Source organism: Pedobacter lithocola, from assembly GCF_042650845.1.
Taxonomy (GTDB): Bacteria; Bacteroidota; Bacteroidia; order Sphingobacteriales; family Sphingobacteriaceae; genus Pedobacter; species Pedobacter lithocola.
Genome location: NZ_JBHSBW010000009.1, coordinates 248,816 through 268,038 on the forward strand (window position 1 = coordinate 248,816; position 19,223 = coordinate 268,038).

The following is a 19,223-nucleotide window of genomic DNA, read 5'->3' on the forward strand; positions in this document are numbered from 1 at the left end:
CCCCTTTATATAAATAATTATGCCTTTTGCGGTTTATCCACAAAAGGCATAATTTTTTTAAATTGTAAGGGTATCTTCACTAAAATTTATAAAGTTTAGAAACCTAAACCCAAAGTAAAACCTCGTACTGGAGTAGTTATAGTTGCACCTGCGGTTGCTGCACCACTTGTTAAGTTAATGCTGTAAATTTTTTGCATTCCAGCTACAGTAAATATACCATAAGCTATTCCGCTTGTACCGCCAATATCAAAACCGTTATTGGTTTCAACATTTACGCCTAAAGCACCTACATCTACTAAAGTTCCGTTGTTTGGTGGGTCTTGTCTATACAATCTATCACCTTGCGAATCAATATCGAAAAGCACAGTTGCCGTTGCACCTGCAAAATTATTGGTATAAGCAGCACCAGAAATAGATGCAGTTGTTAAAGATATGGCACCATCAACAGTTAATGTTCCGTCAGCCGGATTTATACGTAGATTTTGGCCAGTATTAGTTACGATCCTAATTCTATCTACCGTTGGGTTAAAGTCAAAACCAACAGATGTGCCAGAAATTAATGTTGCTAATGGAGCAGTTCCAACAACAGTTGCAACACCTGATGAAGCATTGATAGCGTAAATTCTACTTGTACTACCTAAGGCAAAAAGTTGACCATTCAATGGTCGCATATCAATACCTAAAATACTTTCTCCGGTTTGTGTGCCCGTAATTGCTTTTACAATTGGCGTTGGAGATGCCGCTGCAGGATTAAAAATAAGTAATTCATTATTGTTCGAAACGGCATAAGCAACTGGCTCAGTAGGAATGGCAAGACCAGTAATTTGTGAACCCAAATTGCCAATTTTTGATGCTTTACCAGTATTTACATCAACAGAATAAAGTGCAGATACACCACCTGTTGTTAATGCTGCCAATGCTGCAGTGCCATCTGGATTGATATCAAAGCCACCAACTTCATCAACATCGAAACCTAAAGCGCCAACTTCTACTAGTTTCCCATCATTTGGTGGATCTTGTTTGTGCAATTTATCAGTTGCAGGGTCGATGTCAAAAAGTACGGTCGTAGCTGCACCTGCTCTATTTTGCGTGTAAGCAACTGATGAAACTTTCGCATTGGTAATGCCATTAATTGTTCCATCAATAGCTGCTACTGTTCCTGTTTCAGGATTAAGACGCAAGTTTTGACCAAGATTAGTTACCAAACGGATTCTATCAACTGTAGGATTAAAATCAAATCCAACCGATGTACCGCTAAGCACTGGTGTAAATGGTGCAGCAGATATTGATCTTGCTATACCTGTTTTTTGGTCGATTACATATAAACGACTTGTACTTCCTACACCATATAACTGGCCAGTTGATGGACGAAAATCTATTCCTAAAATAGTTTCGCCGGTTTGCAAGCCAGTAATAGTAATTGTCGAAGTGATGTTTGATGGGTTTTTGGCATTAATTAGCAACAACTTGCTGTCGGATGTTAAGGCGTAAAAGTTTACATCTGGGCCAGGTGTTAGTGTTTCTTGCTCGTAACCTCTATCTTTTTTACAAGCCGAGAATAAAATTGGTGTCATAACAGCAAATAATGCCGCTACGATAAAATGTTTAGTTTTTATCATGATTATGGTAAGGTTTTAATTAAAGAATATTATTTATTGTATGAAGCAGGTTGCTTACTTAGGAGGTTGCTCTGGTATTTGTAGATGACAATACGTGAGTTCAGCATTTGCAGAACTCTGGTAGCTTTTTGAATTTGAATTTCCTTTAAATTCAAATGTCGAAAATCCAGGCATCAGCAAATCTGCAAATTTGACTTTTTCTACTATAGAATTTTCTTTTTCTACAGGTTCAGATTTTGCATCTGGTTCTGTTTTAAAAATCTCTTTCGGAACATTTGTTACAGGCATTGCGTAAATTACAACTCTGCTTGTAAAAGCGATCAGCAGAATTAACACAATAAAGAATCTTTGAGAAAAAGATGCCATGTTTAAAAGTAATTTTATCAGATTTTCCATTATCTACGAAAAGTAATCGTAAATAGATTTTGTTTTATTACTTCTACGTGAAATTGAAATTAACCTATATGGAAATTGTGCCTTGAAATCTTCAATTTTAGCATCGAACCAATTGATCTAAACCCGATATAAATGGAAAGCCCAAACTTTTTCTGTTTGGCTTGGAATGGTTAGCGGGACTAACACATGATAGTTGTACGACTACTGCTTTTCGGAAATAAAATACATTTTACAAGCTATTAAGTATCAGCAAAAAATGATTTTATCAACAAAAAGTAAGGAATGATACATTAATTTATGAAATGTGTCAGCTAACTTTTATTTATCTGTCAAAACTTGTAAATTGCTTAATCAAAAAGCAACATACTGTCAGTTTTCTGCACTAAAAAAATCCTTACAAAAAACCGACATAAAAAAACTAGATGCCTTTGAGCTAAATCAATATCATTCTAAAACCTGTAAAACAGTTATTACGTAGATAGATATAGTATAATTATTGATTATTTGGCCTTTAATCGCATGTTAAATTATTTTTCATAAAACATTTAACAAGCGGTTTATTTGCCCACATGGCGCAGTTGTTGATAAAATAAAGAAAATGGTACAGTCTCTTTTTATAATTTATTTTATAGTTTAGGGGCGAGCCGTTAAGAAAGGAATTATGGAAGCAAAATTTTCACCACAGGTTAAGGATGTAATCTCTTTTAGTAGGGAGGAAGCGTTACGCTTAGGGCATGATTACATCGGGACCGAGCATTTATTATTGGGCCTCATACGCGAAGGCGATGGAATGGCTATAAAAATTTTACGATCGTTAGGAGTTGATACAGGTAAATTACGCCGTTCTATTGAAGATGCTGTTCGCGGTACTTCGAGTGTGACGGTTAATTTAGGTAACATACCATTAACTAAACAAGCCGAAAAGGTTTTAAAAATTACTTATCTAGAAGCCAAAATATTTAAAAGCGATTTAATAGGAACAGAACATTTATTATTATCGGTTTTGAGAGATGATGATAACATTGCTTCGCAGATTTTATTGCAATATGGCGTTACTTACGATGTTTTTAAACAGGAGGTTGAAGTGAATAAAAATGGTTTCAGAGATGATATTTCAAATAGCGCATCTACGGGTGGCGATGATGATTATCGTGAAGAAGAAAGCTTTAGTACACCAAAAAAGGTTTCGGATATAAAATCGAAAACTCCTGTTTTGGATAACTTTGGTCGTGATTTAACAAAGGCAGCAGAAGAAGGTCGCTTAGACCCAATCGTTGGTCGTGAGAAAGAAATTGAGCGTGTTTCGCAAATTTTATCACGTAGAAAAAAGAACAACCCGATTTTAATTGGTGAGCCAGGTGTTGGTAAATCTGCAATTGCAGAAGGTTTAGCATTGCGCATTGTTCAGCGTAAAGTGTCGCGTGTGTTGTTTGGCAAACGTGTAGTTACTTTAGATTTAGCTTCGTTAGTTGCTGGTACAAAATACCGCGGTCAGTTTGAAGAACGTATGAAAGCCGTTATGAACGAGCTTGAAAAATCTACTGATGTAATTTTATTTATTGATGAGATTCACACAATTGTTGGCGCTGGTGGTGCATCGGGTTCGTTAGATGCTTCCAATATGTTTAAACCAGCATTGGCAAGAGGAGAAATTCAATGTATCGGTGCTACCACTTTAGATGAATATCGCCAATACATCGAAAAAGATGGTGCTTTAGATCGTCGTTTCCAAAAAGTAATGGTAGAGCCGGCTACACCTGATGAAACAGTTGAAATTTTAACCAGAATTAAAGATAAATATGAAGAGCATCATGGTGTAACTTATACTGATGAAGCGATTCTTGCTTGTGTTACTTTAACATCTAGATACATTTCAGACCGTTTCTTACCAGATAAAGCTATTGATGCTTTAGACGAAGCTGGTTCGAGAGTGCATTTAACAAACATTCACGTTCCTCAAAATATTATTGATATCGAAGCAAAAATCGAAGATATTAAGTTAGAGAAAAACAAGGTTGTTCGTAGTCAGAAATATGAAGAAGCTGCTAAACTTCGCGATACCGAGAAGAATTTAATTGAAGAATTAGATAAAGCTAAAGCAGAGTGGGAAGCTGAAACTAAAACCAAACGTTACGAAGTTTCTGAAGATAATGTTGCTGAAGTGGTAGCCATGATGACAGGAATTCCTGTTCAACGTGTTGGCCAAACAGATAGCATTAAGTTATTGAACATGTATGATAAAGTGGCCGAGAAAATTATTGGTCAGGATGATGCAATTAAGAAATTAACCAAAGCCATTCAACGTACTAGAGCTGGATTAAAAGATCCTAAAAAACCAATTGGTTCATTTATTTTCTTAGGTCCGACTGGTGTTGGTAAAACAGAATTGGCAAAAGAATTAGCTCGTTTTATGTTTGATAGTGATGATTCGCTAATTCAAATTGACATGAGTGAATACATGGAGAAATTTGCGGTATCACGTTTGGTAGGAGCGCCTCCGGGTTATGTAGGATACGAAGAAGGTGGACAATTAACAGAAAAAGTTAGAAGAAAACCTTATGCGGTAATTCTATTAGATGAGATTGAAAAAGCTCACCCTGATGTATTTAACATTTTATTGCAGGTTTTAGATGAAGGTCAGTTAACGGATAGTTTAGGTAGAAAGGTTGATTTTAGAAATACAATCATCATCATGACATCTAACATCGGTGCCCGTCAGTTAAAAGATTTTGGTCAAGGTGTAGGTTTCTCAACTAGCGCTAAAACAAATCAGGCAGATTCTCATAGCCGCGGTGTAATAGAAAGTGCTTTGAAACGTGCTTTTGCTCCAGAATTTTTAAACCGTGTTGATGATGTAGTTGTGTTTAACAGTTTAGGTAAAGATGAAATTTTCAAAATCATTGATATCGAATTAAAAGCTTTATTTGGACGGGTACATACTTTAGGTTACGAAATTATTTTAACCGAAAACGCAAAAGAATATATTGCTGATAAAGGTTTTGATAGTAACTTCGGTGCAAGACCATTAAAAAGAGCGATTCAAAAATATTTGGAAGACCCAATTGCCGAAGAAATACTAAAAGGAGAATTAACTGAAGGCGATGTTTTAGAAATAGATTATGATAAAACAACTGAAATAATTTCAATCGTTCATAAAAAAGGCGAGAAGAAAAAAGAAGAGCCGAAAGAAGAAGATTCTTCAAATAAATAATATAAACTCCCGATAAAAATCGGGAGTTTTTTTATGCCCTATTATTCATAAAGTTAACATAACAACTTAAGTTCGATGATTAATTTTATTTCACATTATTAATAAGCTACTTTTTTTAGTTTACGTCACCCTGGATTTATTTATGGGTTTTTATTGCAGGAAAGATGCTGAGAAAGATTCAATAAGATGTGTCGTACAAGCAATACGTTGATAAACCAACTTCGGTCATCAACTTACTATTTCATTGATATGCTGAATTAAATTTTCTTTCTTTGTATTCTCCTTACACATCCCTATCAAATGAAATTTGCATTTTTGATTTTATTATTTCTTTCGATATCTATTACTTCTTGTAAAAAGAATTCGTTAGCTATTGACACTAGTAATGAAAAACCTTTAAATACCCGTTTGGCGGTTAATACCAATTTAAATAACGACTTACTGCTAAAATTAGTTAATGATGTACGCAAAGCGGGATGCAAATGTGGTTCATCAATTATGCCTTCCGTTGCTCCACTAGCCTGGAATAATCTTTTGGCTGCTGCGGCCTTAGCACACAGCAAAGATATGAATGCCAATAATTACTTTAGTCATACTTCTTTAGATGGTAAAAATGCAGGGATGAGAATTACTGCTGCTGGCTATCAATGGACAACTTACGGTGAAAACATTGCTGCGGGGCAACCCAATGAGCAAGCTGTTTTTGATGCCTGGATTAATAGCGAAGGTCACTGCAAAAATATTATGAATGCTAATTTTAAAGAAATGGCTGTTGCAAAAGATGGTAGGTATTGGACACAGGAATTCGCAGCAAAATAATTATTTTAACTCCTAAACATCTCTAATTCATCAAGCTAGCTGTTTAAATCAGTTCCATCAAAGCGGCGTAATAATGCTCATAATTTTCGGAGTTTGTATTTAGGAAGAGAAAAGGTTCTATAAGCTCTAGTTCCATTAATACAAATTCTTGGTTAATTACTGCACCATCAACACGAGCATACAAACAATTTTTCGCAAATAAATCTACATATTTTTGCGCCTCTGCAAGTAATTTTTCAGTTGGTTTTTGTGGATATATCGTGCCGCCATAAGCATGCTGAACCCTAAAATCACCTGATTTTGCTTTTTTAAGCAATGCATGGCTAAATTTTCCATTGAAAAAAATCAACGACCACTCGCCGCTATCGGTAATCTCGTTTAAGAACGGCTGCACTATAAATTCTTCATCGAGTAACAGCGATTTTAATTTTTCTGTTATATCCTCAACAGTATCACTTGTAACCTTAAAAGTATTTTTAGAACCTCCGCTAATACATGGTTTTACAATGAGTTTATCTGTGTTAAATTTTTTAAAATAGCTATGTAGATCAATCGGCTGGCTGTTATCTAGAAATACACTTGGCGTTACTTTTAATCCGGCAGCTTCAATTTCTAATAAATAATGCTTGTCGGCATTCCATTTTACTACATCAATTGGATTTAATAATCGGATGTTTTTCGCTTCCAAAACTTCAAGCCATTTGTAAAAGTCATTTATCAAATCAAAATAATCCCATGGAGATTTTAATATTGCTAATTGATACTCATCCCAATTTACTGATGGATCATTCCAGATTACTTTTTCAATTCTCAGACCTTTTAATTTTAAAAAATCAAGCAATTGGTCATCTTCACTTTCAACAGTAGTTGAATCATAAGCACCTTTATCCTGGTAAGTAACGTAAGCGATATTCATATTTAACATAGCCGCAAATTTAATATTTATTTGTAAAGAGGTTAAAATAAAGTCATCTGCTCGCTAGGAATTTTAAAAAGACTGTGGTTTAAAATAATTTCATTTTGATTGAGTCCGTTTAGGCGACAATGGAGTTTAAAGTTATTCTTTATCATTTCTGCAATTTTTCCATCACCACGCATTCTATCTCCAAACCTGCTATCGTTAACATTTCCACCATGGCAACTTTGTATCATGTGCCAAACTTTATCAAACCTATCTGGAAAGTTTTTTCGCAGCCAATCTTCAAAAATTTGACCAATTGCACCATTCAATCTTACAACCGTGTAGCCGGCTTTTATTGCTCCTGCATTTGCAACTGCCTTTAAAATCGCGGGAATTTCATGGTCGCTTAGACCTGGAATTAATGGTGCAAGCATAACACCCATTGGTATGCCGGCCTTGCTCAGTTCCTCAACTACTTTTAGTCTTTGATTTGCCGTCGCTGTTCTAGGTTCCATTGCCAAACGAAGTTTATTATTTAAACTATTAATTGAAGAGTAAACCATAACGAGATTTAGTTTTGCCATTTCTTGCAGAATATCAATATCTCTCAGAATTAAAGAATTTTTGGTAATCATCCCGATAGGTTGTTTGTATTCCAAAGCAATTTCCAAAAGCTGTCTGGTTAGTTTAAATTTTCTTTCAGCAGGCTGATAACAATCTGTGTTGCCAGAAAGCGAAATTGTAGAAGCATCCCAGCCTTTTTTCTCCAGAAATTTTTTAAAGAGGGCAGGGGCATCTTTTTTTACAATAATTTTTCGTTCAAAATCTAAGCCTGCGCTATAACCCCAATATTGATGTGCATTTCTGGCGTAGCAATACGTACAACCGTGTTCGCAACCTTGATATGGATTTAATGAATAAGCCATACCAACATCCGGACTATCAACTTTATTAACAATCGTTTTCGAATTTTCTAAAAGGAAAGTGGTTTTATGATCGCTTTCTTCCCAATCATCAATCCCTTCGTTATGCTCTTTGACATAACTATTCTGTATAAACTTATTATGTGGGTTAACTTGAGCGCCTCTTCCTTTAAAATATTGATTTTCTTCTTCATTAACCATAAACTAAATTACTAATATTTTTAGTAAATAGACTGGGTTGTTGATAAAATGTTTAAAAGAATTTATTGGCGTGCTAGTGGGATATAATCCATTGGCACCATATCTCCAATTTTTTCGTAAGCCCAGTATCCTTCATACAGCATAGAACGAGAATCGTAAATTCCGCCATTTGCGTAAAATCGAACCGGATTTTGAGTAGTGTGGTTTACAACAGAAATTTCATATTCCGGAACATCCAAAGGACGAAAGACCCAGAAGCCTGTATTAGAATATGCCAGAGATTCTTTTTCCTTTGTGTATTGCACACATAATGCATCGGTATAATTAATCCACTTTAAATTGTTATTGTAATCATGAACAAGTGTATCAGGAATTACATCGGCTCGGCTAAATTTATCTATAAAGCGTGGCATTTCTTTTTGCTTTGTCCAAAATTCAAGAAGTCCCACATCAACTTTTCCGGCAACTTTTCTAATTCCGGTTTTTTCTGGTAGCGTTCTTATTTTAGATAAATTCTCGTTGATAACATTTTCAGGGTATCGGTTCGGATTAGGTGTTTTAATTATCTTATTAATCAAAAATCCTTCTTCTTTCGTTCTGCCTTCGTATAGCGACCTGAAGAAATGTTGCGATGAACCATAATAGGCAATTTCTCGTGCTTCAATATACTTTTTCTTCTTTGCTGCTGATGCTTTTAATTCTTCGAAAAAAGGGTGTCCCGAAAAATAAATAATTCGGGTGCGGCTATTGTACTCAAAATAATCGAGCATGTATTTCAATCTGTAACCCAAAGCCTTATTCTCTACAATTAAAAATTCAGTTGTTTTAACCGTAAGCAAACTTTTAGTGATATCAAAATCTACATTTAATACCTGTGGATTTAAAATTTTACACTGCTTAGAATTTGGTGTTATGCCAATAAAATATTCAGTAAACTGTTTTATATATTTAGCTCGATTTGGGTCGGCCCGAATGGTTACTTCATTCAGCTGAACCGTATTTTCTTTTAATAATAAATCTACTTGAACCGATTTATCAGCAATAATTACCCCTTTAGAAAACGGTAAATAGCCCACCATTTGTACAAGTAAATCGTAACTGCCTGGTTTTAAATTTGGTAGGGTGAAGTTACCATTGTTATCTGCAACTGTTGCAATTTTATAACCACTTAAATAAATGCCAGCTCCGGGTAAGCCACCTTGTTTATCACGCACTTTTCCACTTATCGAAAAAGTGTTCTGACTAAAAGCGCTAAGTCCACAACAAAAAAATAGCAGAGATAAAAGGATGCTTTTAATCATGAGAGCGAATGTAACCAAATGGAATAATAAATATTAAAATTTGTAAACGATTTTAACATTTTTAACATTTAATTTGTCGATCACTTTGATGAGTTTATTTTGGATACTACGTAATCTAAAGGAACACTATCTGCAATCTTTTCCCAACTCCAATAGCCCTGAAAAAGCATAGAACGGGGATTATACGTTCCACCATTTTGATAAAAATATACCGGAGCAACCAATAAGTTTATAAGTGAAATTTGATAATCGGGCATTGTTAGCGGTCTTGATATGGATAGACCAATTCGATTGGCATAGCTGGCAGCTTCTTTTTCTTTAGTGTAAATTACATATAAAATATCGGTAAAGTTTATGCTTTTAATACTTTCATTATAAACCTTTACTAGCGTATCTGGCAATAGCTCTTGTTGGTTTAAAATCGATATTTCTTTTGGTTTATTCTTTTGACCAATCCAATAACTTAACGAATCGCCACTAGTTATTTTTATGCCGCCAGCAGAATTTAATTTAGCCGATGTTAATCTTTGTATATTCGATTTAATAACACTATCGGCAGGTCCGGTTTTATCAACTTGCTTAATCAGTTTGTTCATAATAAAACCTTCTTCTTTCGATTTTCCAGCATATAAACTGCTAAAAAAATGTTGAGTAGAGCCGCTGTAGGCTTCAGCTCTTTTGGTCGCCCATCGTTTAATTTTTCCTTTAGAACCTTTTAAATCTTCATAATAAGGATAGCCTTCATAATATATAATGCGGCTTTTATTATCAAATTCGAAATTATTAAGCATGTACTTAATTCTGTAGCCCAAAGCCTGGTTTTCTATAATGAGGAATTGATTGGTTTTAACGGTGAGTTTAGAATCATCGGTACTGTAATCTATAATTAAAACATTTGGGTTAATAATTTTGCATTGGGCTGCATTAGGAGTAGTGCCGACGAAAAAATCGAAAAACATTCTGATATAACTTTCTCGATTTGGGTCTGGCTTTATGGTAACTTCATTAAGTTGAACAGCATCTTCTTCTAGCGATGCATCTAAAGTTATTGGCTTATCATCAATGATTATGTTTTTGTTTAAAGCCTTGTATCCAATAATTTGAATGAGAATATCGTAATTGCCCGGTTTTAAATTTAAGCTATAACTACCATTATTATCCGTAACCGTAGCAATTTTATAGCCGCTAACATAAACGCCTGCACCAGGCAAGCTTTCGCCGCGTTTATCTTTTACAACGCCGGATAGTTTAAAGCTTTGCTGTGAAAATACAAGTGTATAAGTAAATACCAGGAAGATGATAAGCAGTATTCGTTTCATAGAAACAAATATAAACTAATTTGTTAGTTAAATATCTTTCAACAATTATTGTAGCAATTCTTTTGCATTCTCTATCGCCGATGCTCCTGGATTTTTGCCACTAAGCATCTCTGCAATCGCGGCAATACGTTCTTCTTGTTTTAATTTACGAATTCCGGTTGTGGTTTTTCCACCGCCATCATTTTTAAAAACAAAGTAATGAGAATTTCCTTTTGCAGCTATTTGTGGTAAGTGGGTAATGGAAATGACCTGCATATTTTCACCTAAGTTTGAAATAACTTCACCAACTTTTAACGCAGTTTCGCCCGAAATTCCAGTATCTATCTCATCAAAAATGATGGTTGGGAGTGAGGTATGTTTAGCCAGCAAAGCTTTAATAGATAACATCAATCTTGATAACTCTCCACCAGAGGCAACTTTATTTACCGGCGCCGGCGGCTGACCAGCATTTGCGGTAAATAGTAAATTAATTTCATCTAAACCATCTTTATTAAGTTCGGTCAACACAGTTTGCGATAATACCAATTTTGCATTCGGCATCCCAACCTGGTGCAACGTTTTGGTGGTTTGTTCTTCAACTAATTTTATCGCTTTTTTTCTATTTGCACTTAATTGATTTGCCTGCTTTGTCAATTCAATTTTCAACAGTTCGTTTGCTTTTGTTAATTTCTCGATATTTTCATCTGATGAAAGCAATTGGTTAAGATTAACTTCCAATTGATTTTTTAAAGCTATTAATTCTGAAGTGTTAGCAACACGATGCTTTTGTTGCAGCGAATAAAGGGAATCTAATCGTTGATTTATGCTATCTAATTTCTCTGAGCTATGCAACGTGTTTCCTTCAATAGTAGCTGTTTCATCAGCAATATCTTTAATTTCTATTACGGATGAACGCAACCGCTCAAAAAGGATGTTGATTTCAGGATCGAATTTCTCTATTGATTGCAACTGAATTTGTGCTTCTTTCAAAAGTTGAATCGCTGAAGGCTCGCTTTCGGTTAATAATCCGGTAGCAGTTAGCAATGCTCTTTTGATGGTTTCGGCATGTGTTAGTTTTTCTAGCTCTTGCTCCAACTCTTCCTGTTCGTTTTCTTTTAAGTTAGCCTGCTCTAATTCATTAAATAAAAATTGCTCGTAATCTTGTTTACTTCTGGCTTCGGCAGCATCATCAATTAGTTTTTTTAGCTGCGATGTATTTGATTTTAGTTTTTTAAAACCGTTTCGATAATCAATCAATAGTGCATTATGATTGGAAAGTGAATCGACAATCAGTAATTGGAAATCAACATCATTAATTTCTTGGGTAGCATGCTGCGAATGAATATCAATAAGTTTTTCTCCAATTTGCTTTAGCAACGATAAGTTTACAGGTGTATCATTAATAAAAGACCGCGATTTACCATCGATAGAAATTTCTCTTCGCAGAATTGTTTCTTTGAAGAAATCAAGGTCAGCTTCTTCAAAAAGTAATTTTAAATTTTCATCAGCTAATAAAAAGGTTCCTTCTATAACACATTTTTTATCTTGATTGAAGAAATATTTACTTTCAGCCCGTTGACCTAAAATCAAGGAAAGTGCACCAAGTATAATAGATTTACCTGCACCGGTTTCCCCAGTGATTATATTTAAGCCTTTATCAAATTCGATGTCTAAACTATCGATTAATGCGTAATTACGAATAGAGATTTTTTGTAGCATAACTTAAGCAAAAATACTAAAAACTTATTTTAACATTGGTTACAAAACAAAAACGGCGAAGATTATTCTTCGCCGTTTTAAAATATATTTGGTTGGTTTTTAGTTTTCCATTTTTTCAGGTTTTTCTTTCTTTTCAGCTTTTTGCTTCCTTTCTATTTTTTCCTGTAATTCTCTTACCTCTTTATCGAATTTTAGTCTGAGTTTTCTATATTCTTCTGTTTGTCTAACATTATTTGATCTTTCAATATCGCTCATTCTAACCGAATTCAATTCCCTTCTAGCTTGAAAAACTGAGTCAGCCCTCACACGAGAGTAACCCGATTTTAAGCCTGCCAGATTTTTTGAAGCGTTAATCCGGAGATTAACATCACGATCTAGATTTTCGATATTAGGTAAGGCCGATAAAATTTCATTAACTTTTGTAAGCTGCGCAATGGCTTCGGGAGATGAGTATTCTTTAGCCATGTCTTCACCATTTTTTTTCCATTTTGCTTGTGCTTCTGGCGAACCATATTCTTTAGCTACATCTTCGCCAAATTTTTTCCATTTTGCTTGTGCTTCTGGTGATGAATAAGCTTTGGCTACTTCCTCGCCAAATTTTTTCCATTTCGCTTGTGCTTCTGGAGATGAATAAGCTTTTGCCATTTCTTCGCCAAATTTTTTCCATTTTGCTTGTGCTTCAGGAGATGAATATGCTTTAGCTACATCTTCACCATATTTTTTCCACTTTGCTTGTGCTTCAGGAGATGAATATGCTTTAGCTACATCTTCACCATATTTTTTCCATTTTAATTGCGCTGCAGGAGAATTAAAGTTTTTGTAAATTTTAGCTTGAAATAATGAATCGCGAGTTTTAAATGTAGAATCTGATTTAAATAAATAAGCATTATTTCCTCCAAAAAGTTCAGCCTGATAAAAGTCTTTTTTAAGGCTATCTGGCATCTCTTTTAAAGAATTATATTCAGTTTTCTTACCGTTTGCATCAATTGTAACAATTTTTATTTTACGTTTTTTAGTTGTGTCCAAATACATTATCGGACGATTAGCTTCCGTTACATTCAACTTTGATAAATGGTTACTAACAATTTTGATTTCATCATTTTTCTTCTCAACAGGGTTAATCCATGCGATAGAAAACAAGCATGCAACACCCAAAGTTAAGGCGGCCATTTGCTGTTTGGCATTTAAATAATTTGTTTTCATATTAGTTATGCGTTTAATACGTTGATATAAATTTTGAGTTTTTCCGGTTGCTGCTAACGCATATGCCGGACTGGTTTTGTCTTTCAACAATTCTAATTTTAATAAAGCATGAGCATAATTAAGGGGTTTTCCTGTAGCCTTTAATACTAAATCATCACAGGCATGTTCTCGTTCTATATGTATAAATTTTCCAGCCATCCACACAAATGGATTGTAAAAAAGAAACGTTTCAATGGCAGTTTTAATTAGGTTTAGCAGAAAGTCATTCCTGCGGATATGAGAAAGTTCATGAATCAAGATGGCTTCAACTTGGTCGTTATCCAATTGATTAACCAAAGCCAATGGAAACAAAACTACAGGCTTTAAGTATCCAATTACCAAAGGAACATTTACAATTTCAGATAAATGAAAGGCAACTTTCTTGTTTATTTTTAAATTGGAAGTAACTGCTGCGAAAATAACTTTCCATCCTTCAGGAATGTTGCTTAAGCCTTTATTTTTGTATTGATTTAGTTTTCTATATCCTTTTATAATCACAAATAACTGCAAGACAATTCCAATTAAATAAAAGGTAATCACCAAGGGGAAGTATTGTTCGGCCTTACTGCTAAAACTTTGCGGTAAGTTATTTAAATATAAATATGAATCTGCATTCGAAGCGCTTTCTATACCAGTTTTTGCGGGGATATTTTTAATCATTTGGCTGATGAAATTATATCCAAAGCAACCAAACATTAATATTATTGAGCCAAAAGCCAGATTATGTTTGTACTTGGCTTGTAGCTTTGGTAAGCTAAACAATATGATGAACAAAACACCATAAATTAGCGCACTTTGCCACAGGGAGTTTAAAATGCTCCAGCCAAATGCTTTGATAAATTGTTGAACTAAAGTTTCCATATTAGCTATTTTTTTCTAATTGTTCTAAATACTTTTTTATCTCCTCTATTTCATCTGCACTTGCACTATGGTTGCCCAAAGCCTGCATCACTAATCTTGCCGCCGAACCATTAAAAACGTTATCAATCATTTTATTAACCAGCTGTTTTTCAGTTTTATCTTGGTTAACAATGGCTTTGTATATATGTGTTTTTTGATTTGTGTCTCGCTCTACTAAACCTTTTTCATGCATAATTTGCATAAGTTTCAAAGTAGTAGTATAACCAGAGTCTTTTTTATCTAAAGCTTCATGAACCTCCCTAACCGTACATAAGCCTTTTTGCCACAGTACTTGTAAAATTTCCATTTCTCCTTCGGTTGGTTTGATGTTGGTATTGCTCATATGTTACAGTTCTACGAATTATTTCGTATGTAAATGTACGAAGATATTCGTAATAACAAAATAATTATTAAAAAATTTAATTTTAAGAAGGTTTGTAGGGTAGGTGGTGACTGAATCTAGCTGATAATTGATTTTAAAGTTCTATCAGCAAATGCAATCTAATTTGATTTTAGTCCCTCATATTTACCAATATTGGCTGGATCAATTTCAGAAAGCATATTATAAGCCTTCAAACGCTCCTGCGTATTCAACTTTGATAGAACACTGCTAATTTCTTCTGCTTTGGAAGCAAAATAAACATTTGGAAATATCGAGCCGAGTTTTTGCTTATCCATTTGTTGTAAAGATGCTAATGCATTAACAATAGGCATCAAGCCTTTATCATTATCTGTTAATTGGTCTAAACCGCTAAAGTGATAGCTATAAATGAAACTCCTTAGTTCTGCAAAAATGGGGTTTAAGGCATTTTCATTAAACCAAAAGCGATTTCGGAGTCCATCGGCAGCTCTCCATCCAGAGTTTCCAGACGCTTGAGCAAGGTTTATTATGTTTTGTGCTTTCTTAAAATACGGTGTTCCGCCCATCTTACTGAAACTATCCTTATCTAAACCAATAATGGTGTAAGCATAGTAAGTTAGGAGAGCACTTATATTTGAAATATAATTTTGATCAGAAAAATCTATAACAGAACCATCGTTAAAAGCAAAATCGAAATTTTTATCGCTCATATTTAACAAAGTACTATTGTACGTGCTGTTAAAAACTGGTCTGCTACTTTGAATTTGTGCTTCTGCTGTATAACCAGAACCACCATCCCAAGAATTTATGGTAATTACAAAATTGCAATCTATACGCTCTTGTGGCTTGTAGGTTTCGTTAGTAAACTTATTGTTATTTAAATAATCACGAATAGTTTTTTGCAGGGCATCTATTGTAGGCTTACTGATGTTCGATACTTGTGGTGCCAATAATTGTACCCTCGCATTTAATTCTTGCGCCTGAATTTTTCCAATACCGATTAACAAAAGCAAACAAACAAACTTCCTTATCATTTTATTATTTTTAAAATTACTTCACAAATATCTTTAGCAACTTCCGTTTTAGATTTCATATCAAAAACCGTTCTTTCAAGTGCTTTGTTAAAAATAGTAATTTTATTTGTATCTGTTTTAAAACCAGCTCCTGTATCTTTTAAAGAATTTAAGACAATAAGATCAAGATTTTTCTTTTCTAATTTACCCTTAGCATAATTTTCTTCATCGCTGGTTTCTAAAGCAAATCCAACTAAAATTTGATTTGTTTTTTTTCTGCTTCCTAACGATGATAAAATATCAGTTGTCTTTTCTAGTTCTAGAGTTAGATTATTTTCTTGCTTCTTAATTTTTTCAGTAGAAACCGTTTTAGGTCTATAATCTGCCACTGCGGCACACATAATGGTTATATCTACTTCATCAAAAATTGCGTTACATGATTCTAACATGTCTTTCGCACTTACAACATCAATTCTCTTTAAATTTTGATTTGATTTCTGAGCTGTTGGTCCTGAAATTAAAGTTACGTCTGCTCCAAGTGTAGCAAGTTCATCGGCTATGGCAAAACCCATCTTACCCGAAGAATGGTTGCCAATAAAGCGTACCGGATCTATAGCTTCGTAAGTTGGACCAGCCGTTACCATGGCTTTTTTTCCATATAAAGGCAAAGATTGTTTTATCGAATTTTCAAGAAATAGAATCATTTCTTCTGGTTCTGACATGCGTCCTTCTCCAAATAAACCACTTGCCAATTCACCACTTGTTGGCGAAATCACAAAGTTTCCAAAACCTTTTATTTTATTAATGTTCTCTTGAGTGCTTTCATGCTTCCACATGTCTAAATCCATAGCAGGTGCTACGTAAACAGGGCACTTTGCTGAAAGGTAAACTGCAGTTAAAAGGTTGTCGCAAATTCCATTGGCTAGTTTAGCTAATGTGTTAGCACTTATCGGTGCGATAATGATTAAATCTGCCCACAAACCTAATTCGACATGATTGCTCCAAACACCTGTTTCTTTTTCGAAATATTGAGTATAAACAGGGTTTTTAGAAAGCGTAGCAAGTGTGAGTGGTGTAACGAAGTTAGCACCCTCGGGGGTAAGAATAACCTTAACGTTTGCACCAGCTTTAATTAAAAGCCGAATCAGAAAAGCCGACTTATATGCTGCAATACTGCCGCAAACGCCAAGGATTATGTTTTTATTTTTAAGCATAGGTTACAGCATGCTAAGTAAAGGCAAAAAGGCACATCTTAACAACGCTATGCGCTAATACCATGCAATAATTATTTTTGTTCTTTAGCAGGATTTCTGTGATAAATTTTTTCATTTAAAAATTCATCAATTGCAACTAAAACTGGTTTAGGCATGCGTTCGTAATGCTTGCTAATTTCAATTTGCTCACGGTTTTCAAAAATCTCTTCTAAATTATCGTTGCTAGATGCAAATTCTGCTAATTTACCATGCAATTCTTCTTTCATGTTATTAGAAATTTGATTTGCTCTCTTCGCAATTACAACTAACGATTCATATAAGTTATCAGTAGTTTTATCTAAATCGTGTACATTTCTTGTAACCGTAGTGTTAGGTACAGCAGGTTTGTTAGTATTCATGTGTTACTTGTTTTTAATATCAGTAGTGGTGTTAACTTTGGTAGTATCTTTAATCTTACCAGTTTTTTTAAGCATTTCTAAATATTTTGCCTGCTCAGAAGCATATAATGCCATTTCTTGCTTATTTAATACGATGCCATTTTCAATATCAGATTTAAGTTGCTTAGCATCATTTATAAATTTACTTTTTGGGTAGTTTGTTGTAAATTCATTATATAACTCAATTGCCTCATTGTATCTATCTTCCTGGCGAACAGGGATACTATTTTTAGCGTACATATATTGAGATTTAATCATTAAGAAATCCATCTCTTCAGCATATCTAATATCAGGAAAATCTCTTTGTGCATTTTTCAAAGCTATCACGGCTGCCCTATAATTTTCTACATTACTTGGTCCGGTGGTTAAATACATTTTAGCATTTTCAAATGCCTTATCTTCAAGTTTACCTCTTAAAGTTGCAATATACTTTGCTGCGGAGGTGGCACGTTCGCTTGTAGGGTATAAGTTTATAAACAATTGTAAAGCATCAATAGCCTTATAAGTGTTCTCCTGGTCTAAAGAAAAAGTAGGCGATTCTAAATAGTAACAATATGCAGCCATGTAGCGAGCCTCTTCAGCATCCTTACTAGCAGGGTAGGTATCTGCGAAGCTTTTAAATTGATATCTTGCTGTAGTGTAATCCTGTAATTTGTACAAGGTATTAGCATAGTAAAAATTTAAACCTTCAGCCTGCTCTCTACCACGGTATTTTTGAGATAAATCTTCAAAAAGTACTAATGCTTTACTAAAATCTCTTTTATTATATAACCTAATAGCTTCTTGATATTTTTTGGCAACATCATTGCTCGCTCTTAATTTTTCAAAACGGCTTTTACAGCCAGCCATGCCAATAGCGGCAACAAATACTAAAATAATTAGGTGTTTAACTTTAAACATTCTGCAAAGATAAATAATAATACGATAACATCAATAAAAACAATTGGGCGCTAAGCTATGGAAAGCATTTCAGTAGTAAATATCAGTTAACAAAATTTAACATATATATAGGTGTAGGATTCGAGATATCTATATAATGATGTATGACACTTTATAATATGCTATATAATCTATTAATTTTTTCGGTAAATCAGGTTCCTGATTATTTTTTTAAAGTCACTCCCGCCCATCATTTCAAATCCTCGGTTCGTTCCTCACCTTGCGGGTTTTCCATTTGGGTCGGGTTTAGATTAGATAGGTCTGTGCAGATAACTCAGGTTTCTGGTTCTGGCGTTTAAAAGGAAATAATCCCATTGGCTTCCATCCTCACCAGCATTCATTCTGCGTTATCGGGGTCATCTGCAGGAAAAGGTTTTTATGAAATTAGGAGGAGTATTTTACCGTTGTAAATATATATCTATCATTTTTAAGCATTACCAATTCTTGAAACTGTTTAAAGTATATTGATTTATACAAAGCTTCGAAATATCCTTTTCCCAATAGCTATATACTATAAAGAGAAAAAAGCTGAATTTCGATAACAAAACCCGGCAGTGACATTAAAATACTTAAAATGTTTCAACTGAGTTTCATTTTTTCTTATTGAGAATGATGGAGTTATGATGGATTTAGGGATATAAGGTTGCAAGGCTTTGCGGATAGAAGATTTTTTTCTACTTTTGCAACCCGCTTCGGAGGAAGGGGCAAGGTTTAAGAAACGAGCAAAAG

Annotated in this window: 16 protein-coding genes; 2 read left to right on the forward strand and 14 right to left on the reverse strand. The window is 34.3% G+C overall.

What is annotated here, in order from left to right; all coding sequences use genetic code 11:
- Positions 1-95: 95 nt before the first annotated feature.
- Together ACFOWA_RS09905 and ACFOWA_RS09910 are read right to left on the reverse strand one after the other, a co-directional pair.
- Positions 96-1,619: a DUF4394 domain-containing protein gene (locus ACFOWA_RS09905; protein WP_378984652.1), complete on the reverse strand. Its 1,524-nt coding sequence runs from the start codon at positions 1,617-1,619 to the stop codon at positions 96-98.
- Positions 1,620-1,673: 54 nt separating this feature from the next.
- A complete protein-coding gene (locus tag ACFOWA_RS09910; protein ID WP_378984654.1) occupies positions 1,674-1,985 on the reverse strand; it encodes a hypothetical protein in 312 nt (103 codons plus the stop codon).
- Positions 1,986-2,676: 691 nt separating this feature from the next.
- Between ACFOWA_RS09910 and ACFOWA_RS09915 the strand changes: the two genes are divergently transcribed.
- Complete coding sequence (locus ACFOWA_RS09915) at positions 2,677-5,226, forward strand: ATP-dependent Clp protease ATP-binding subunit (RefSeq protein WP_378984656.1); 2,550 nt, start codon at positions 2,677-2,679, stop codon at positions 5,224-5,226.
- Between the two features lie 300 nt (positions 5,227-5,526).
- Positions 5,527-6,045 (forward strand): CAP domain-containing protein, encoded by a 519-nt coding sequence (locus ACFOWA_RS09920; RefSeq protein WP_378984658.1) that lies wholly within the window; start codon positions 5,527-5,529, stop codon positions 6,043-6,045.
- A 43-nt stretch (positions 6,046-6,088) separates the two neighbouring features.
- Here ACFOWA_RS09920 and ACFOWA_RS09925 read toward each other — a convergent pair whose 3' ends face one another.
- The 12 genes from ACFOWA_RS09925 to ACFOWA_RS09980 all read right to left on the reverse strand — a co-directional run.
- The gene (locus ACFOWA_RS09925; RefSeq protein WP_378984660.1) at positions 6,089-6,961 is read right to left on the reverse strand and encodes an ATP-grasp domain-containing protein; all 873 of its coding nucleotides are present in this window, start codon (positions 6,959-6,961) and stop codon (positions 6,089-6,091) included.
- Positions 6,962-7,002: 41 nt separating this feature from the next.
- Positions 7,003-8,070 carry a PA0069 family radical SAM protein gene (locus ACFOWA_RS09930; RefSeq protein ID WP_378984662.1) on the reverse strand — a complete coding sequence of 356 codons (1,068 nt, stop codon included), beginning with the start codon at positions 8,068-8,070 and terminating at the stop codon, positions 7,003-7,005.
- 62 nt (positions 8,071-8,132) lie between these two features.
- A complete protein-coding gene (locus tag ACFOWA_RS09935) occupies positions 8,133-9,371 on the reverse strand; it encodes a carboxypeptidase-like regulatory domain-containing protein (RefSeq protein ID WP_378984664.1) in 1,239 nt (412 codons plus the stop codon).
- A gap of 80 nt (positions 9,372-9,451) precedes the next feature.
- Positions 9,452-10,690, reverse strand: a complete 1,239-nt coding sequence (locus tag ACFOWA_RS09940) for a carboxypeptidase-like regulatory domain-containing protein (protein WP_378984666.1) — start codon at positions 10,688-10,690, stop codon at positions 9,452-9,454.
- A gap of 45 nt (positions 10,691-10,735) precedes the next feature.
- A complete protein-coding gene (gene recN, locus ACFOWA_RS09945; RefSeq protein ID WP_378984668.1) occupies positions 10,736-12,388 on the reverse strand; it encodes a DNA repair protein RecN in 1,653 nt (550 codons plus the stop codon).
- 99 nt (positions 12,389-12,487) lie between these two features.
- Complete coding sequence (locus ACFOWA_RS09950; RefSeq protein WP_378984670.1) at positions 12,488-14,491, reverse strand: M56 family metallopeptidase; 2,004 nt, start codon at positions 14,489-14,491, stop codon at positions 12,488-12,490.
- Between the two features lies 1 nt (position 14,492).
- Entirely contained in the window at positions 14,493-14,873 is a 381-nt protein-coding gene (locus ACFOWA_RS09955) for a BlaI/MecI/CopY family transcriptional regulator (RefSeq protein ID WP_378984672.1), read from the reverse strand.
- Between the two features lie 158 nt (positions 14,874-15,031).
- Positions 15,032-15,925, reverse strand: coding sequence for a type IX secretion system protein PorD (porD, locus tag ACFOWA_RS09960; protein ID WP_378984674.1), 894 nt, complete (start codon positions 15,923-15,925; stop codon positions 15,032-15,034).
- A complete protein-coding gene (coaBC, locus tag ACFOWA_RS09965; protein ID WP_378984676.1) occupies positions 15,922-17,118 on the reverse strand; it encodes a bifunctional phosphopantothenoylcysteine decarboxylase/phosphopantothenate--cysteine ligase CoaBC in 1,197 nt (398 codons plus the stop codon). The genes porD and coaBC overlap by 4 nt, the downstream gene beginning before the upstream one ends.
- 71 nt (positions 17,119-17,189) lie before the next feature.
- Positions 17,190-17,516 carry a DNA-directed RNA polymerase subunit omega gene (locus ACFOWA_RS09970; RefSeq protein ID WP_056094546.1) on the reverse strand — a complete coding sequence of 109 codons (327 nt, stop codon included), beginning with the start codon at positions 17,514-17,516 and terminating at the stop codon, positions 17,190-17,192.
- A 3-nt stretch (positions 17,517-17,519) separates the two neighbouring features.
- Positions 17,520-18,455, reverse strand: coding sequence for an outer membrane protein assembly factor BamD (locus ACFOWA_RS09975; RefSeq protein WP_378984678.1), 936 nt, complete (start codon positions 18,453-18,455; stop codon positions 17,520-17,522).
- A gap of 550 nt (positions 18,456-19,005) precedes the next feature.
- Positions 19,006-19,223: hypothetical protein (locus ACFOWA_RS09980; protein ID WP_378984680.1), on the reverse strand; the 218-nt coding region annotated here is incomplete at its 5' end.

Excerpts from the sequence above, each read along its gene's own strand:
- ACFOWA_RS09905 (WP_378984652.1), bottom strand. The coding sequence starts at position 1,619 with ATGATAAAAACTAAACATTTTATCGTAGCGGCATTATTTGCTGTTATG.
- ACFOWA_RS09910 (WP_378984654.1), bottom strand. The coding sequence starts at position 1,985 with ATGGCATCTTTTTCTCAAAGATTCTTTATTGTGTTAATTCTGCTGATC.
- ACFOWA_RS09915 (WP_378984656.1), top strand. The coding sequence starts at position 2,677 with ATGGAAGCAAAATTTTCACCACAGGTTAAGGATGTAATCTCTTTTAGT.
- ACFOWA_RS09920 (WP_378984658.1), top strand. The coding sequence starts at position 5,527 with ATGAAATTTGCATTTTTGATTTTATTATTTCTTTCGATATCTATTACT.
- ACFOWA_RS09925 (WP_378984660.1), bottom strand. The coding sequence starts at position 6,961 with ATGAATATCGCTTACGTTACTTACCAGGATAAAGGTGCTTATGATTCA.
- ACFOWA_RS09930 (WP_378984662.1), bottom strand. The coding sequence starts at position 8,070 with ATGGTTAATGAAGAAGAAAATCAATATTTTAAAGGAAGAGGCGCTCAA.
- ACFOWA_RS09935 (WP_378984664.1), bottom strand. The coding sequence starts at position 9,371 with ATGATTAAAAGCATCCTTTTATCTCTGCTATTTTTTTGTTGTGGACTT.
- ACFOWA_RS09940 (WP_378984666.1), bottom strand. The coding sequence starts at position 10,690 with ATGAAACGAATACTGCTTATCATCTTCCTGGTATTTACTTATACACTT.
- recN (WP_378984668.1), bottom strand. The coding sequence starts at position 12,388 with ATGCTACAAAAAATCTCTATTCGTAATTACGCATTAATCGATAGTTTA.
- ACFOWA_RS09950 (WP_378984670.1), bottom strand. The coding sequence starts at position 14,491 with ATGGAAACTTTAGTTCAACAATTTATCAAAGCATTTGGCTGGAGCATT.
- ACFOWA_RS09955 (WP_378984672.1), bottom strand. The coding sequence starts at position 14,873 with ATGAGCAATACCAACATCAAACCAACCGAAGGAGAAATGGAAATTTTA.
- porD (WP_378984674.1), bottom strand. The coding sequence starts at position 15,925 with ATGATAAGGAAGTTTGTTTGTTTGCTTTTGTTAATCGGTATTGGAAAA.
- coaBC (WP_378984676.1), bottom strand. The coding sequence starts at position 17,118 with ATGCTTAAAAATAAAAACATAATCCTTGGCGTTTGCGGCAGTATTGCA.
- ACFOWA_RS09970 (WP_056094546.1), bottom strand. The coding sequence starts at position 17,516 with ATGAATACTAACAAACCTGCTGTACCTAACACTACGGTTACAAGAAAT.
- ACFOWA_RS09975 (WP_378984678.1), bottom strand. The coding sequence starts at position 18,455 with ATGTTTAAAGTTAAACACCTAATTATTTTAGTATTTGTTGCCGCTATT.